Raw genomic sequence first — 16178 nt, forward strand, 5'->3', positions numbered from 1 at the left:
ATCACTGGTGGGTGGCCGAGGTCCGGCGCGCGGGGGTCACGCGTCGGCCTCGCTGGTGGTGCGCGCGAGACGGCGGCGGATGGCGTACCAGCCGGCGACGAGCGCGGCGACGATGAGCGGCAGGCAGAGCACGGTGGTGCGGCCCGCGCCGCCGTCGGCGTACATGAGGACCAGGACGGAGGCGAGGAAGGCCAGCGTCACGAGTTCGGTCCAGGGGGAGCCCGGCAGCCGGTAGCCGGGGCGGGTCAGCTCGCCCTTCTGGGTCTTCTGCCAGAACATGAGGTGGCAGAGCATGATCATGCCCCAGGTGGCGAGGATGCCGATGGCCGCGAAGTTGAGGACGATCTCGAAGGCGTCGGCGGGGACGACGAAGTTGAGGCCGACGCCGAGGACGCAGACGCCGCTGGTGAGCAGGATGCCGCCGTAGGGGACCTGGCTGCGGCTCATCTTGGCGGTGAACTTGGGGGCGGAGCCGCTGACGGCCATGGAGCGCAGGATGCGGCCGGTGGAGTAGAGGCCCGAGTTGAGGGAGGACATGGCCGCGGTGAGGACGACCAGGTTCATCACGCCGCCGGCGGCGGGGATGCCGATGTTGGACAGGACGGTCACGAAGGGGGACTCGCCGGACTTGTAGACGTTCCAGGGCAGGAGCATCGACAGCAGGACGACGGAGCCGACGTAGAAGAGGCCGACGCGCCACATGATCGAGTTGATCGCCTTGGGCATGATCTGCTCGGGGTTCTCGGTCTCGCCCGCGGCGACGCCGACGAGTTCGACGGAGGCGTAGGCGAAGACGACGCCCTGGATGATCAGCAGCATGGGCAGCAGGCCGTTGGGGAAGACGCCGCCGTTGTCGGTGATCAGGGACGGGCCGGGGGTGTGGCCGCCGACGTCGTGCTGGGTGACCAGCAGGAAGATGCCGATACACATGAAGACGACGAGGGCGCTGACCTTGACGATCGCGAACCAGAACTCGAGCTCGCCGAAGATCTTGACGGAGATGAGGTTGACGGTCAAGACGATCGCGAGGGCGATCAATGCGAGCAACCATTGAGGGATGTCGGAGAACATGCCCCAGTAGTGCGTGTAGGTGGCGACCGCCGTGATGTCGGCGATGCCGGTGGTGGCCCAGTTCAGGAAGTACATCCAGCCGGCCGTGTAGGCGCCCTTCTCGCCGAGGAACTCCCGGGCGTAGGAGACGAAGGCGCCGGAGGAGGGGCGGTACAGGACGAGTTCGCCGAGGGCGCGCACCACGAGGAACGCGAAGACGCCGCAGACGGCGTAGGCGATGAAGAGGGAGGGCCCGGCGTCGGCGAGCCGGCCGCCCGCGCCGAGGAACAGGCCGGTGCCTATGGCACCGCCGATCGCGATCATGTTGACGTGCCGGTGTTTCAGAGACTTGCTGTAGCCAGCGTCTCCGGCGTCGACATGAGGCGACGAGGGACGCGTCTCGTCTTTGAGGTGCTGCTCGCTCACGCCTCGGGTCCGCCTTCCAGGGGAGTTTCCGTGCGCGCGGGGCGCACGATGTCGGTGAGTGACGTCTCGACGCGGTCGAGGTGATGGCTCATCGCCTCGACGGCGTCGGACTCGGAACCGTCTATGAGCGCTTCGACGATGGCGCGGTGCTCCCGGTTGGACTGTTCGCGCCGGCCGCCCAGTTCGTTGAGGAAGGCCGACTGACGCGCCAGTGCGTCGCGGATCTCCTCGATGACCCGGCGGAAGACCGGGTTCTGGGCGGCTTCGGCGACGGCCAGGTGGAAGAGGGTGTCCATCGCGACCCACGCGGTGGTGTCCGTCTCCCGTTCCATGCGGTCCAGGAGGTGGGCCAGGTGGTCCAGGTTCTCCGGGGTGCGGCGGGCGGCCGCGTACCCGGCGACCGGGATCTCGACGTGCCGGCGCACTTCGAGCAGGTCGCTGGCCGCGTAGTCGCCGAAGGTGGGGTCCTCGACGGTGCTGGCGACCACGAAGGTGCCCTTGCCGGTCTTGGCGACCGTGAGGCCCATGGTCTGGAGGGCGCGCAGGGCCTCCCTGAGCACGGGCCGGGAGACCTCCAGCGTGCGACAGAGCTCCGCTTCGGAGGGGAGCTTGTCGCCGATGGCGTACTCGCCGCGCTCGATGGCGCCGCGCAGGTGGGTGAGGACCGCTTCCATCGCGCTGACGCGCCGCGGACCGACCCCACCTGTCTGGCTGTCTGACAGGTTCACGGGAGTGATGGTGCTGTTCGGCGACAGGTCGTGTCAAGACAGCCGAAAGGAAAAATTCAACGGGCGTGAAGTCTGTATCCAGACTTCACGCCCATGGCTCTGATCAGGCGCTCAGCACGCGGATCCGCGTTCAGGCACTCAGCGCGCCCGTGGTGAGCAGCCCGAAGAGCAGGACGCCGACGACGAGCCGGTAGGCGACGAAGGCGTTGAAGGAGTGCCGGGCGACGAACTTCAGCAGCCAGGCGATGGAGGCGTAGGCGACGACGAAGGAGACGGCCGTGCCGACGGCGAGGGGGGCGGCGCCCACGCCCGCGCCGAGGGCGTCCTTGAGCTCGTAGATCCCGGCGCCGGTGAGGGCGGGGATGCCGAGGAAGAAGGACAGGCGGGTGGCGGCGACCCGGTCGAGGTCGAGGATGAGCGCCGTCGACATGGTCGCGCCGGAGCGGGAGAACCCGGGGAAGAGCAGGGCGAGGATCTGCGAGGAGCCGACCAGCATGGCGTCCTTGAACGACGTGTCGTCCTCGCCTCTCTTGTGGCGGCCCATCTGGTCGGCGGCCCACATGACGCCGCTGCCGACGACCAAGGAGGCGGCGACGACCCACAGGGAGCCGAGGGCGCCGTCGATCAGGGGCTTGGCGGCGAGGCCGACGACCACGATCGGGATCGTCGCGCAGATGACCCACCAGGCGAACTTGTAGTCGTGGTGGTAGCGCTCCTCTTTGTTGAACAATCCCCTCCCCCACGCGGAGACGATCCGGATGATGTCCTTGGAGAAGTACAGGAGCACGGCGGCGATCGCGCCGACCTGGATGACGGCGGAGAAGCCGACGACCGCCTCTTTGTCGACGGGGATGCCCATCAGGCCTTCGGTGATCTTCAGATGGCCGGTGGAGGAGACGGGGAGGAACTCAGTCACTCCCTCGACGACTCCGAGGAAGGCGGCCTGGCCGACTGAAATGTCGCTCATGGGATCCAGTTCTCGACGATGGGGGAACCTGACGCGCAGACAGTCCTACCAGTCCCCGGCGCCCCCTCCGCGCCCCTCAGGACCACACGTTCTGCCCGATCCACACCCCCGCGAAGGCCGCCCCGAGGCCCGCCGCGAGGCTGCCGGCGACATTGGCGAACGCGTACAGGCCGGCGCCGGTCTCGGCGAGCCGCAGGGTTTCGTAAGAGAACGTCGAGTAGGTGGTGAGCGCGCCGCACAGGCCGGTGCCCAGCAACAGCCGCAGTTCCGGGCTCGCGGAGGCGGCGCCGGTGAGGGTGCCGAGGATCAGACAGCCGACGACGTTGACGGCGAAGGTGCCCCAGGGGAACACCGAGTCGTGCCGGGACTGCACCGCGCGGTCGGTGAGATAGCGCAGGGGCGCGCCGACCAGGCCGCCGGCGGCGACCAGGAGCCAGTTCACAACTAGTTCTTACCCTTCATGTCCGGTTCGCCGGATTGGTGCGCGCGGCCGGTGTCCCCGGGCGCGCGGCCGACGTACGTGACGACCTCGCACGGCTCCAGGGTGACGAGGCCTTCGGTGACGAGTTCGTCGAGCTGCGGCAGGAAGGCGCGGATGTGGTCCTCGGTGTCGACGACGATCACGGCGACCGGGAGGTCCTCGCTGAGGGAGAGCAGCCGCGCGGTGTGCACGCGCGAGGAGGCGCCGAAGCCCTCGACGCCGTGGAAGACGCTCGCCCCGGCGAGGCCCGCGGCGTGGGCGCGATGCACGATCTCGGAGTACAGCGGCCTGTGGTGCCAGGTGTCGTTCTCGCCGATGAGCACGGTGAGCCGCAGGGCGCTGCCGGTCAGCCTGGTCATGCCTGCATCCTCGCGACGACGCGACGGGTGGTGGTGGCGGCGAGCCATACGGCGCCGAGCGCGGCGCACAGGGTGCCGGCCAGGTAGGCCAGGGCGAGCCCCGGGCAGTGGGCGGCCACCAGTTTCTGGATGTCGACGGCGTACGTCGAGAAGGTGGTGAAGCCGCCGAGGACGCCGGTGCCGAAGAAGGGCCGCACCAGCCGGTGGACGCTGATCACCTCGGTGATCAGCACGAGGAAGGCGCCGATCACCGCGCAGCCGACGACGTTGATGCCGAAGGTGGTCCAGGGGAAGCCGCCGCCGTCCCAGGGCCACACCTGGCCGGCGCCGTAGCGGATCAGGGACCCGATCACGCCGCCGGCGGCGACCGCCGCGACCACGGGGAGCTGTCCCTTTTCCGGGGATGTCATGTCGTAGATCTCCTGCCCGGCCGGTGTCACCCCCATGAGCAGGGGTGATCCGGACCGGGCACCAGACTAACCCCGGCGGGGAAACGTCTGTACGGCCGCTGGAGCGCCGTTCTTGACGAACTCGGGCACCGGGTCGGGGAGGGCGGGCGGAGGCTCGCAGACGGCGATTCCGGGCTCGGTGAGGCTGCCGAGGACGAGGCGGCCGCCGGTGGTGCGGCAGACGCTGGTGACCATGCGGTAGCCGGAGCGGCGGCGGGCGAGGTGGTGGACGGTGCGGCCGGCGGCGTCGAGGGCGAGGACGCCGGTCGTCGGGGAGGGCCGGTAGGGGGCGTGCAGGGCGAGGCGGGCGGCGCGGTGGCGCACGGCCGGGGAGGCCCTGTGCAGGGCTTCGAGGACGGGTATCGGGGGTCCGGCCAGGGCAACCCAGAAGAGGCCGCTCAGCGGGTCGCGCCAGAGGTTGTCGGGGTAGCCGGGAAGGTCCTCGGCGAAGGGTTCGGCGCGGCCGGTGCGGGGCCCGGTGAGCCAGTAGCGGGTGAGCCGGCGCGAGCCGGTCTCGGCGACGACGAGGAAGGAGCCGTCGGCGCTCGCGGCGATGCCGTTGGCGAACTCCAGGCCCTCCAGGAGGACTTCGGGGGTGTCACCGCCCGGTGCGAGGCGCAGCAGGCGGCCGGTCCCGGTGTGGGCGACGAGGTCGGCGAGCCACTCCTGGAGGGGATGGACACGGCTGGAGACAGTGAAGTAGGCGGTGCCGTCGGGCAGGGCGGTGACGTTGCTGGCGAACCGCAGCGGCTCGCCCTTGGCGGAGGCGGTCAGGACGCGGACGCGGCCGTCGGCGGTGCCGACCCTGAGCAGGGCGCCCTCGGCGTCGCAGACCAGCAGGTCGCCGTCGGGCAGGAGGTCGAGGCCGAGGGGACGGCCGCCGATCTCCGCGATGTGCTCGACCCGGGCCGCGGCCGGCTCGTCGAGCCCGTCCACGCGCAGGATGCGCCCGTCGGCGACGCCGGTCAGGACTCTCCCGTACGCGTCCGACACGACGTCCTCCGGGCCGTGGCCGGGGAGGGTGACGTACCGCACCGGGATCAGTTCCGTACGACGGTCCATGAGCGCTGTGGCCCTTCCTGTCGGCAGGCGGCCATCCTCCCAGCCGGGCCGGACCGTCAGGCGCCGGCGAGGTGCGGCTTTACCGGCGCTTTGAGGGGCCGCTCCCCCGTGTCCCGTCCGCCACTCGCCTCCTCATGGCTGCCAGCCCTTCTCGAACAGCCGGGCGACCTCGGCGATGCGCATCTCGTCGCGCCGGTAGTAGGTGCGCTGTCCCAGGCGCTCGGTGCGCAGCAGGCCCAGGCGGGTCAGGAAGTCCAGGTGGGCGTCGGCCGCGCGGAGGGGGGCGCCGAGTTTGGCGGCGATCTCCTCGGCGGTGACGCCGGGGGCGGCGGACCGGTCGCCGGGCGGGGCCTGCGGGAAGTGCTGCGCCGGGTCCTTGAGCCATTGAAGGATCTCCAGGCGCCGTCCGACGACGGGAGTCTTCAGCATGGGTGGTTCCCTCCGTTTCGCGCGTCGGGGCCTCCTCGTACCGCGTCTTTCCACTCTCGCGCAGTCGACGCCTCCGTGTCCCGCACTCCGCGCGGCTTGGCCGGGACCCGCCCTGCCGGCGCGGGAACGGGCGGGGCCCGGCCGCGTCGTGCTCAGTGCGGCCGGGCCCCTGTCGAAGCGGGGTTTCAGCTGACCGGGGTCACCGGTGCTGGAACCACGACATCGAGGCGAGCGCCTTGTCGTCGTAGCCGAACAGGGCCTGGTTCTCCCAGCCGTTGCCGGAGGAGGCGTCGGTGGGGTCCCAGCCGTTGCCGGTGACGGCGGTCCAGGTGGCCTCCCAGTAGAAGACGCCCAGACCGCGGCCGTTGGGCACGGCCTCGACGATGCTGGCGACGTCGTTCATCCACTTCGCCTGCCCGGCGGGGGTGGCCGGGTAGCCGCTGACCAGCTTGGCGGTGGTGTTGATCTGGTTCTCCAGCGGGTCGTCCTCGGCGAGCGTGAACGGGTACGCCGTCTCGGCGACGAACACCGGCTTGCCGTAGCGGGACGCCGCGTCGTCCAGGGTCGTCTGGAAGTCGGACATCGGGCCGTGCCAGTAGCCGTAGTAGGACAGGCCGATCGCGTCGAACTTCACGCCGTTGGAGACGGCGTTGTCGAACCACCAGCGGGTGCCGGACAGGTCGCCGCCCTTGGCGAGGTGCAGGGCGACGGTGGTGGCGGAGTTGACCGCCTTGACGGCGTCGTATCCACTGTTGAGCAGTCCGGCGAGCTGCGACCAGTTGTCCGTTGAACCTTCGGACCACAGCATGCCGCCGTTGATCTCATTGCCCACCTGGACCATGTCGGCGGTGGTGCCCTGGGCCTTCAAGGCGTTCAACACGTCGTACGTGTGGTTGTACACGTCCGTCTTGAGTTGACTGTATGTATGGCCCACCCATGCGGCCGGCTTGGACTGGGCGCCCGGGTCGGCCCATGTGTCCGAGTAGTGGAAGTCGACCAGCAGCTTCATGCCGGACGCCTTGATCCGCTTGGCCATGGCCAGGACGTGCGCCTTGTCGTTGTAGCCGTCGGCCGGGTTGACCCAGACCTTCAGGCGCGCGTAGTTCATGCCGGCGTTCTTGAGGATGGTGATCGCGTCGCCGGTGGTGCCGGAGCTCGTCTTGTAGACGCCGCCCTTGGCCTCGCTTTTGGCGAGGGAGGAGATGTCGGCACCATGGATGGATGTACCGGTGGTGCCTGCACTGAACGTCAGGTCGTCAACATTGATCCAGTTACCCGCGTTGGCGTCACTGTTGATGCTGATGGTGCACTGGTTGTTCGTCACATTGATCGGCGTGACGATCCGCAGCCAACCACTGGACGACACCGGGATGTCTGTACGCTGATCCGCGCTCCCGCAACTCTTGAGCGCTATGTACGCCGCGTTCTGCCCACCGCTTGAGCGGACCCAGGCGGTCAACGTGTAGTTCCCGTTGGTCAGCCCGGACAGGTACTGGTAGGTCTCCACCTTGTAGGCGGAGGAGGCCCACTGGGTCAGCCGGTAGCTGCCGCTGTGGCCGCCGGCCTCCGTGAAGGAGGCGGAGTTCTGGCCGGCCGCCGAGTAGGTGGACCAGCCGGCCGGGGTGGCGGTGCCGGTGCCGTCGGACTCGAAGCCGCCGTTGGTGAGCGTCGAGGCGGCGGCAGCCGTCTGTACGGGCAGGGCGGTGAAGGCGAGGCCCGCGGCCAGCGGCAGCAGCAGGGCCTTGAGGGTGCGTCTGGGATGGAACATCGTCGTCCGTCGTCCCTTCGACATGGATGGGGGTGGGGTGTTGCGCACCTGACAAGCTGTCAGGTCCCACGAGAGACCGTCACCTGGGGTGCGCGGACCCCCTCCGCCCGCGGCTCGCGGCTCCACGGGCGAAGGGGGAGTCGGGGGCGGGTCAGCCGTCGAGGCGGACGACCCGTACGGCGCCGGCCGGGACCGCGAGGCGGGCGGCGGCGCGTTCACCGGTGAGGAGTTCGGTGCCGGCGCTCTCCAGCGCCACCTTCGCCTCGGCGTCGGTGTGGTTGATCGCGAAGAGGTAGCTGCCGTTCTCCCCGGAGCGGCGGACCACCTCCACGTCGCGGGGCAGGTCGCGCGGGGTGATGCGGGCGTCCTCGGCGGCGCCGGCGAGCAGCGCGGCGAGCCCCTCGGCGCCGAGGCGGGTGGAGACGTACCAGGCGGTGCCCTCGCCGAGCCGGTGCCGGGTGACGGCGGGGCGGCCCGCGGTGAGGCCGTCGGCGTACGACCAGACCGTCTCGGCGCCGCGCGGGACCACGAACTCGCTCCAGACGTCCGCGACTTGCTCGGCGCCGTCCGGTCCGGTGAGCTTGATGCCCTCGCCGGGCAGCAGCGGGGAGAACTCCTCGACGGTGAGGCCGAGGACGTCGCGCAGGGCGCCGGGGTAGGCGCCGTCGTGGACGGCGTCGTGCTCGTCGACGATGCCCGAGAAGAAGGAGACGACGAGGGTGCCGCCGCCGGCGACGTACGCGCGCAGATTGTCCCCGGCGGCCTCCGTCATCAGGTACAGGGCGGGGACGACGACCAGCGGGTACTTCGCGAGGTCGGCCTCGGGGTGGGCGAAGTCGACGGTGAGGTGGCTGTCGTAGAGGGCCGCGTAGAAGGCGTCGGCGCGTTCGCGGGCGTCGGCGTCCTCGCTGGGGCGCCAGGCGAGGTTCTGCGCCCACCAGGAGTGCCAGTCCCACAGGATCGCGGCGTCCGCCTCGGTGCGGGTGCCCTTGAGGGGGGTCAACGCGTCGATGGCGGCGCCGAGTTCGACGACCTCGCGCCAGACGCGGGTGTCGGTGCCGCCGTGCGGGACCATCGCGGAGTGGAACTTCTCGGCGCCGCGCTTGGACTGGCGCCACTGGAAGAACATGGCGCCCTCGGAGCCGCGGGCGACGTGTCCGAGGGAGTTGCGGGCCATCTGTCCGGGCGCCTTGGCGGGGTTGTGGGGCTGCCAGTTGACGCCGGAGGTGGAGTGCTCCAGGAGGATCCAGGGGGCGCCGCCCGCGACCGAGCGGGTGAGGTCGGCGGCCATCGCGAGGTTGACGTGGGTGCGGCGGCCGTCGGTGATCAGGTAGTGGTCGTTGGTGACGATGTCGACCTCGCGGCCCCAGGCCCAGTAGTCGACGGAGTCGCACTGGCTGAGCGCGGTCATGAAGTTGGTCGTCACGGGGATGCCGGGCGCGAGGCGGTGCAGGATGTCGCGCTCGGCGGTGAAGTTCTCGCGCATGGTGGCGTCCGCGAACCGGCGGTAGTCCAGGGCCTGGCCGGGGTTGCCGACGGTCGGCGCGGTGCGCGGCGGGGTGATGTCGTCGTAAGCCGCGTAGCGCTGGCCCCAGAAAGCGGTGCCCCAGGCGTCGTTGACGGCCTCGACCGAGCCGTACGCGGTGTCCAGCCAGCGGCGGAAGTGGGCGGCGCAGGAGTCGCAGTAGCAGGCGGAGACGGGGACGCCGTACTCGTTGTGGACGTGCCACATCGCGAGCGCCGGGTGGTCGCCGTAGCGCTCGGCGAGCTTCGTGGTGATGTTCGCGGCGGCCGTGCGGTAGTCGGCGTTGCTGTGGCAGATCGCGCCGCGTGAGCCGAAGGCGTAGCGGGTGCCGTCGGCGGCGACCGGGAGCGCCTCGGGGTGGGCGCGGTAGAACCAGACGGGCGGGACGACGGTGGGGGTGCCGAGGTCGACGCGGATGCCGCCCTCGTGCAGCAGGTCAATGATCCGGTCGAGCCAGCCGAAGTCGTACTCGCCGGGCTTCGGTTCCAGCAGGGCCCAGGAGAAGATGCCGACGCTGACCATGGTGACGCCGGCCTCGCGCATGAGGCGGACATCCTCCTGCCAGACGGTTTCCGGCCACTGCTCGGGGTTGTAGTCCCCACCGAAGGCGAGCCTGGTGAGGCCCTTGGGGCTGGTCTCCGGCATGGAATTTCTCCCGGTCAATCGATCATTTGGGAACGTGCACACACAGCTGCGGCGCTGCGAGCCCAACATAACCGCACAGCAACAACCATTGACAAGTGTCCGGGATGTTTCTCTACTGTGAACGCTCACAGAAGCATGACAGGGCGCTGCGACGGGCAGTGTCCGAGATCGTGCCATCGCATGGCAGGTTCCCGCAGCAGGCGAGGGACCCAGGTCAGGGGAGAGTTCCATGCCGAACACGAAGCGCCGTCGCCTCGTGGCTTCTTCTATCGCCGTCGTTCTCGGCGCCGGTGCACTGGCCGCTTGCGGCTCGTCCGACGACAGCGGGTCGGAGTCCTCCGGTCCCGTGTCGCTGACGTACTGGACCTGGGCGCCGGGCATGGACAAGGTCGTCGACCTGTGGAACAACGGGCCGGGCAAGAAGGACCAGATCAAGGTCACGGTGCAGAAGCAGGCGTCCGGTGACGACCTGGTGACCAAGATCCTCACGGCGCACAAGGCGAAGCAGGCCCCCGACCTGGTGCAGGCCGAGTACCAGGCGCTGCCGACGCTGGTCAGCAACGACGCGCTCGCCGACATCTCCAAGGAGGCGAACGGCGTCAAGAGCAAGTTCGCGGCCGGCGTCTGGCAGCAGACCACGCTGGGCACGGACGCCGTGTACGCGATCCCCCAGGACATCGGCCCGATGATGTTCTACTACCGCCAGGACCTCTTCAAGCAGTACGGGCTGACCGTCCCCACGACCTGGGAGCAGTTCGCCGAGACCGCCCGCGCGCTGAAGAAGAAGTCCCCGGACACCGACCTGACGACGTTCTCCTCCAACGACTCCGGCCTCTTCGCGGGCCTCGCGCAGCAGGCGGGCGCGAAGTGGTGGACGACCTCCGGCGACAAGTGGAAGGTCGGCATCGACGACGCGGCGACGAAGAAGGTCGCGAGCTTCTGGGGCGGCCTCGTCAAGGAGGGCGCGATCGACAACCAGCCCATGTACACGCCGGCTTGGAACAAGGCGCTGGACACCGGCAAGCAGATCGCGTGGGTCTCCGCGGTCTGGGCGCCCGGCACGCTCGCCTCGGCCGCGCCGTCCACCAAGGGCAAGTGGGCCGTCGCCCCGCTCCCCCAGTGGTCCGCGAGCGAGAACGTCACCGGCAGCTGGGGCGGCTCCTCGACCGGCGTGACCACGGACTCCAAGCACAAGTCGGCCGCCGCGAAGTTCGCCGCCTGGCTGAACACCGACGGCGACGCCCTGAACGCGATGGCCAAGGAGTCGGGCACCTACCCGGCGTCCACCTCGGCCCAGCTCTCCGGCGCCTTCACCACCCCGCCGGACTACTTCGCCAACCAGCCCGACTTCTACTCCGTCGCCGCGCGGGTCGCCAAGACGACGGCGCCCTCGGCCTGGGGCCCGAACGTGAACGTCGCCTACACGACCTTCAAGAACGCGTTCGCCGCCGCGGCCAAGGACAAGTCGGACTTCTCCGTCGCGCTGGAGAAGATGCAGTCCGACACCGTCGCCGACATGAAGAAGCAGGGCTTCGAGGTCTCCGAGTGAAAACCGCACGCCGGGAGTCGTACGGGGCCAAGAGTGCCCCGTACGCCTTCCTCCTCCCCGGAATAGCCCTGTTCGCCCTGTTCTTCGCGCTGCCCATCGGGTACGCCGGCTACCTCAGCTTCCGCAAGGTCCACGTCTCGGGGCTCGGCCTCGGGTCCGGGGCGCGCAAGGAAGTGTGGGCCGGGCTCGAGAACTACACCGACGCCCTCACCGACAGCGAGCTGCTGCACGGCGCGCTGCGCGTCCTCGGGTACGGCTGCATCGTCGTCCCCGTCATGCTCGGCCTCGCGCTGCTGTTCGCGCTGATGCTGGACGCCGAGAAGGTGCGCTTCACGCCGTTCACCCGGCTCGCGATCTTCCTGCCGTACGCCATTCCCGGTGTGATCGCCGCGCTGCTGTGGGGCTTCCTCTATCTGCCGGACGTCAGTCCCTTCTACTTCGTGCTGGAGAAGCTCGGGCTGCCGCAGCCGGATCTGCTGGACGGGGGGCCGCTGTACGGCGCGATGGCCAACATCGCGGTGTGGGGCGGCACCGGGTTCAACATGATCGTGATCTACACGGCGCTCCAGTCGATCCCGGCCGAGGTGTACGAGGCCGCGCGGCTGGACGGGGCGACCCCGCTCCAGATCGCCCTGAAGATCAAGATCCCGATGGTGGCGCCGTCGCTGGTGCTGACGTTCTTCTTCTCCATCATCGCCACGCTCCAGGTCTTCAACGAGCCGACGACCCTGAAGCCGCTCACCAACTCGGTGCCCACGACGTGGAGTCCGCTGATGAAGGTCTACGAGGACGCCTTCGGCAACGGTGACATCTACGGGGCCGCCGCGCAGGCCGTGATCATCGCGTTCGCCACGCTGGTGCTGTCCTTCGGGTTCCTGCGCGCCGCGAACCGCCGTTCCCAGCAGGAGGAGGCCGCCCGATGAGCACCCTCACCGTCCAGAAGGCCTCCTCGGCCGCCGGTACGTCCGCCGCGCAGGGCAAGCCGCCGCTGCGCCGCCGGATCGCGCTGGTCCCCACGATCACGCTGCTGCTCGGCTCGGTCTACTGTCTGCTGCCCGTCGCGTGGGTCGTCATCGCCTCCACCAAGTCCGGCAGCGAGCTGTTCTCCACCTTCACGTTCTGGCCCGGCTCGGGCTTCGCCGACAACCTCAAGGAGCTCAACTCCTATAGGGACGGCGTCTATTGGAAGTGGATGGGCAACTCCGCGCTGTACGCCGTGCTCGGCGCGCTGCTGTCGACGGCCGTGTCCGCGTGCAGCGGCTACGCGCTGGCGATCTACCGCTTCCGCGGCCGTGAGTCGATGTTCAACATCCTCCTCGCGGGCGTGCTGATGCCGCCGATCATCCTCGCCATCCCGCAGTACCTGCTGATGGCGAAGGCCGGCCTCACCGACTCCTACCTGTCGGTGCTGCTCCCGCAGATCCTCTCCCCCTACGGCGTCTACCTGGCCCGTATCTACGCGGCCGCGGCCGTCCCGGCGGACGTCGTCGAGGCGGGGCGGATGGACGGGGCGAGCGAGTGGCGGGTCTTCACCCGGATCGCGCTGCCGATGATGGTGCCGGGTCTGGTGACGGTCTTCCTGTTCCAGTTCGTCGCGATCTGGAACAACTTCCTGCTGCCGTACATCATGCTCAGCGACGACACCAAGTTCCCCATCACCCTCGGTCTGTTCACGCTCCTGAAGCAGGGCGCGGCGGCTCCGGCGCTGTACACCCTGGTGATCACCGGCGCGTTCCTGGCGGTCATCCCGCTGGTGGCGCTGTTCCTGGTCATTCAGCGGTTCTGGAGCCTGGATCTGCTGTCGGGGGCCGTAAAGTCATGACCATGAGCACTGCCGGGGGACGGCGCAGGCCGCCGACGATCCATGACGTGGCGCGTGAGGCGGGGGTCTCCCGGGGAACGGTCTCCCGGGTCCTCAACGGGGGCCATTACGTGAGCCCTTCGGCGCAGGAGGCGGTCAACGCCGCGATCCGCAGGACGGGTTACGTCGTCAACCGGCACGCCCGCTCGCTGATCACGGGCCGCTCCGACTCGGTGGGCTTCTTGCTGACGGAGCCTCAGGAGCGGTTCTTCGAGGACCCCAACTTCAATGTCCTGCTGCGGGGTTGCACGCAGGCGCTGGCCGCGCACGACGTGCCGCTGCTGCTGATGCTGGCGGCCACCGAGGACGAGCGGCGGCGGATCACGCGGTACATCACGGCCGGTCATGTCGACGGGGTGCTGCTGGTCTCCAGCCACTCCGGTGACCCGATCGCCCAGGAGCTGCGGGAGGCGGGCGTCCCACTGGTCGCCTGCGGCAAGCCGATCGGGATCGGTTCGAAGGTGTCCTACGTGGCGGCCGACGACCGCGACGGCGCCCGTGACATGGTCCGCCACCTCCTCGCCCTGGGCCGCCGCCGCGTCGGCGTCGTCACCGGACCGCTGGACACCCCCGGCGGGGTGGAGCGGCTGGCCGGCTACAAGGAGGTCCTGGCCGAGGCGGACCTTCCCTACGACGACCGGCTGGTCGCCTCCGGTGACTACAGCCGGGCCAGCGGCGAGGCGGGGGCGCGGGCGCTGCTGGAGCGGGTACCGGAGCTCGACGCGGTGTTCGTCGCGTCCGACCTGATGGCGCAGGGCGTGCTGGACGCGCTGCGCCAGGCGGGCCGGCGGGTCCCGGAGGACGTCGCGGTCGGCGGTTTCGACGACTCCCCCGCCGCCGTCGCCTCCACCCCGCCGCTGACGACGATCCGCCAGCCGTGGGACCGGATCAGCAGCGAGATGGTGCGGGTGCTGCTCGCGCAGATCGGCGGGGAGGATCCAGCGGCGGTGATCCTGCCGACGGAGCTGGTGAAGCGGGAGTCGACCTGAGCGGTCAGGATCAAAGAAGCGGTTCGGCACGCTTCGGCCTAGCGTGAAAGCAGGCGAATCCGCCGAACCGCACGTCCCCCGCACCTCCGCGCAAGGAGCACCCCATGACCGCCGGAGTCCACACGCTCATCTACCCCGTCAAGGACGTCGACCGGGCGAAGGCCCTGTTCGGCGCGTTGCTGGAGGTCGAGCCCCACACGGACGAGCCGTACTACGTCGGCTACAAGGCCGCCGGCCAGGACATCGGCCTCGACCCGAACGGGCACGCCCAGGGGCTGACCGGTCCTGTCCCCTACTGGCACGTCTCCGACCTGCGAGAACGGCTCGCGGCGCTGCTGGCGGCGGGGGCCGAGCTGGTGCAGGAGGCGCGGGAGGTCGGGGGCGGGCGGACCGTCGCCGCGGTGAAGGACCTTGACGGGAATCTGATCGGGCTGCTTCAGGACACGGCGGCCTGATCGTCGTACCCCCTGGCCGGCGCTCCGACGGGTGCGTGCGCGGGTGGTAGTTGCACGCTCAAGGACGCTGGTGTTCGGTGCTACGGTCGGGGTATGGCGGTGAATGCGGTGGGCCTTGAGGAGCGGTGGCGGGGGATTCTCGCGGTGCACGCGCGCACGGTGTGCGAGATCGACCGGGCGTTGCATCCGTACGGGCTCGGGGCGAGCGACTTCGAGGTTCTCGACCTGCTCGCCGCCGAGGCGCCCCGGGAGGGGGACCAGTGCCGGGTGCAGAACCTCGTCGGCCGTGTCCACCTGAGCCAGAGCGCGCTGTCGCGGCTCATCGGGCGGCTGGAGAAGGACGGCCTGGTCCACCGGTCGGTGTGCGCGGAGGACCGGCGGGGGGTGTGGGTGTCGCTGACGGGGAAGGGGCGCGCGCTGCACGCGGAGGTGCTGCCGGTGCAACGGGGGGCGTTGGAGCGGGGGTTGGGGGCGGGGGAGCTGCTGGGCTAGACGCCCCCTCCAGCCGTCCCCCTCAGGACAGCAGTTCCCGTACCGCCCCCACCGCCGCCCGTACCGTCTCCGGGTCCGCCCCCGGCCGGGCCAGCGCGCTCATCGGGATCGGGGGGACCGGGGGCAGGTCGCCGTACGGGGTGAGGCCGTCGGGGGCCGGGCCGACCGCTGCGAGGAGGGCGACGCCCTGGCCGGTGCGGGCGAGATCGAGGACGCCCGCCAGGTAGCCCGCGTCGCCGACGACCGTCGCTGGTACGCCGTGCGCGGCGAGCGTCGAGATGGCGCGGCGGCGGATCGCGCAGGGGTCCTCGATCGCGATCAGCGGGACCGGCGACGGGGACCGCGGCCGGCGCCAGCCGGGGGTCGCGTGCCAGGTCAGGGGGAGGGCGCCGACGGGGGTGCCCTCGGTGGCGGCGGCTTCGGTGACGTACACCGCGACGTCCACGCTCCCCCGCTCCACGGCCTCGACGAGGCGTGCCGAGCGGTCGATGCGGTAGCGGACGCGGCAGCCGGGGCGCACCGACTGGACGGCCGCGGTGAGCCGGGGCAGGAACTGGTCGGCGGCGTGCTCGGTCGAGCCGATCGTCACGGTGTCGCCCTCGACGTCGAGCAGGGTGCGCACGGCCTCGTCGTGGACGGCGAGTATCCGCCGCGCCTGTTCGAGCAGTTGGCGTCCGGCGGGGGTGAAGCGGGTGCCCCGGCCCTCGCGCTCGACGACCCTGCGGCCGAGGGTCTTCTCCAGTTTCCGCACATGCTGGCTGACCGCCGACTGGCTGAGCGCGAGGGTCTGTGCGGCCCGGTGGAAGCCGCCGCAGTCGGCGATCGCCGTCAGGCTGCGCAGGGCCACGATGTCGAGGACGGGTCGATGCATGCCGCGACCGTAGCCTCCGGATGTGATCGATCTCGATAGCTGATCGGTTTCGATATCGAATCGTCGTTGGAC

Annotated in this window: 17 protein-coding genes; 6 read left to right on the plus strand and 11 right to left on the minus strand. The window is 70.2% G+C overall.

From position 1 onward, the window contains the following. Positions 1 to 36 precede the first annotated feature (36 nt). The 10 genes from ACYUD3_RS08425 to ACYUD3_RS08470 form a co-directional block, all read right to left on the minus strand. Complete coding sequence (locus ACYUD3_RS08425; RefSeq protein WP_470966131.1) at positions 37 to 1476, minus strand: amino acid permease; 1440 nt, start codon at positions 1474 to 1476, stop codon at positions 37 to 39. Further along, entirely contained in the window at positions 1473 to 2150 is a 678-nt protein-coding gene (locus tag ACYUD3_RS08430) for a FadR/GntR family transcriptional regulator (RefSeq protein ID WP_470967402.1), read from the minus strand. The genes ACYUD3_RS08425 and ACYUD3_RS08430 overlap by 4 nt, the downstream gene beginning before the upstream one ends. A 184-nt stretch (positions 2151 to 2334) precedes the next feature. Further along, the gene (locus ACYUD3_RS08435) at positions 2335 to 3171 is read right to left on the minus strand and encodes an undecaprenyl-diphosphate phosphatase (protein WP_470966134.1); all 837 of its coding nucleotides are present in this window, start codon (positions 3169 to 3171) and stop codon (positions 2335 to 2337) included. Positions 3172 to 3247: 76 nt separating this feature from the next. After that, positions 3248 to 3613 (minus strand): fluoride efflux transporter CrcB, encoded by a 366-nt coding sequence (gene crcB / locus ACYUD3_RS08440; RefSeq protein WP_470966136.1) that lies wholly within the window; start codon positions 3611 to 3613, stop codon positions 3248 to 3250. A gap of 2 nt (positions 3614 to 3615) precedes the next feature. Beyond that, on the minus strand, positions 3616 to 4011 hold the full coding sequence (locus ACYUD3_RS08445) for a DUF190 domain-containing protein (RefSeq protein WP_470966139.1): 396 nt from the start codon (positions 4009 to 4011) through the stop codon (positions 3616 to 3618). After that, a complete protein-coding gene (locus ACYUD3_RS08450; protein WP_470966141.1) occupies positions 4008 to 4421 on the minus strand; it encodes a fluoride efflux transporter FluC in 414 nt (137 codons plus the stop codon). Before ACYUD3_RS08450 ends, ACYUD3_RS08445 begins: the two co-directional genes overlap by 4 nt. A gap of 66 nt (positions 4422 to 4487) precedes the next feature. Next, on the minus strand, positions 4488 to 5522 hold the full coding sequence (locus tag ACYUD3_RS08455; RefSeq protein ID WP_470966143.1) for an SMP-30/gluconolactonase/LRE family protein: 1035 nt from the start codon (positions 5520 to 5522) through the stop codon (positions 4488 to 4490). Positions 5523 to 5654: 132 nt separating this feature from the next. Then, positions 5655 to 5951, minus strand: coding sequence for an ArsR/SmtB family transcription factor (locus tag ACYUD3_RS08460; RefSeq protein ID WP_470966146.1), 297 nt, complete (start codon positions 5949 to 5951; stop codon positions 5655 to 5657). 199 nt (positions 5952 to 6150) lie between these two features. Next, complete coding sequence (locus tag ACYUD3_RS08465; RefSeq protein WP_470966148.1) at positions 6151 to 7719, minus strand: glycoside hydrolase family 53 protein; 1569 nt, start codon at positions 7717 to 7719, stop codon at positions 6151 to 6153. A gap of 151 nt (positions 7720 to 7870) precedes the next feature. Beyond that, positions 7871 to 9889, minus strand: coding sequence for a beta-galactosidase (locus ACYUD3_RS08470; protein WP_470966151.1), 2019 nt, complete (start codon positions 9887 to 9889; stop codon positions 7871 to 7873). A 229-nt stretch (positions 9890 to 10118) separates the two neighbouring features. Here ACYUD3_RS08470 and ACYUD3_RS08475 point away from each other — a divergent pair, with 229 nt between their 5' ends. The 6 genes from ACYUD3_RS08475 (at position 10119) to ACYUD3_RS08500 (ending at position 15235) form a co-directional block, all read left to right on the plus strand. Beyond that, positions 10119 to 11438, plus strand: coding sequence for an ABC transporter substrate-binding protein (locus ACYUD3_RS08475; protein WP_470966153.1), 1320 nt, complete (start codon positions 10119 to 10121; stop codon positions 11436 to 11438). Continuing rightward, positions 11435 to 12361, plus strand: a complete 927-nt coding sequence (locus tag ACYUD3_RS08480) for a carbohydrate ABC transporter permease (RefSeq protein WP_470966156.1) — start codon at positions 11435 to 11437, stop codon at positions 12359 to 12361. Before ACYUD3_RS08475 ends, ACYUD3_RS08480 begins: the two co-directional genes overlap by 4 nt. After that, positions 12358 to 13260, plus strand: a complete 903-nt coding sequence (locus ACYUD3_RS08485) for a carbohydrate ABC transporter permease (RefSeq protein WP_470966159.1) — start codon at positions 12358 to 12360, stop codon at positions 13258 to 13260. Before ACYUD3_RS08480 ends, ACYUD3_RS08485 begins: the two co-directional genes overlap by 4 nt. Beyond that, entirely contained in the window at positions 13257 to 14288 is a 1032-nt protein-coding gene (locus ACYUD3_RS08490) for a LacI family DNA-binding transcriptional regulator (protein ID WP_470966161.1), read from the plus strand. The genes ACYUD3_RS08485 and ACYUD3_RS08490 overlap by 4 nt, the downstream gene beginning before the upstream one ends. A gap of 104 nt (positions 14289 to 14392) precedes the next feature. Then, on the plus strand, positions 14393 to 14743 hold the full coding sequence (locus ACYUD3_RS08495; protein ID WP_470966163.1) for a VOC family protein: 351 nt from the start codon (positions 14393 to 14395) through the stop codon (positions 14741 to 14743). 93 nt (positions 14744 to 14836) lie between these two features. Then, the gene (locus ACYUD3_RS08500) at positions 14837 to 15235 is read left to right on the plus strand and encodes a MarR family winged helix-turn-helix transcriptional regulator (protein WP_470966166.1); all 399 of its coding nucleotides are present in this window, start codon (positions 14837 to 14839) and stop codon (positions 15233 to 15235) included. Between the two features lie 22 nt (positions 15236 to 15257). Here ACYUD3_RS08500 and ACYUD3_RS08505 read toward each other — a convergent pair whose 3' ends face one another. Continuing rightward, complete coding sequence (locus tag ACYUD3_RS08505) at positions 15258 to 16106, minus strand: LysR family transcriptional regulator (RefSeq protein WP_470966169.1); 849 nt, start codon at positions 16104 to 16106, stop codon at positions 15258 to 15260. Positions 16107 to 16178 lie beyond the last annotated feature (72 nt).

Source organism: Streptomyces sp. AMJ-169 (assembly GCF_055597585.1).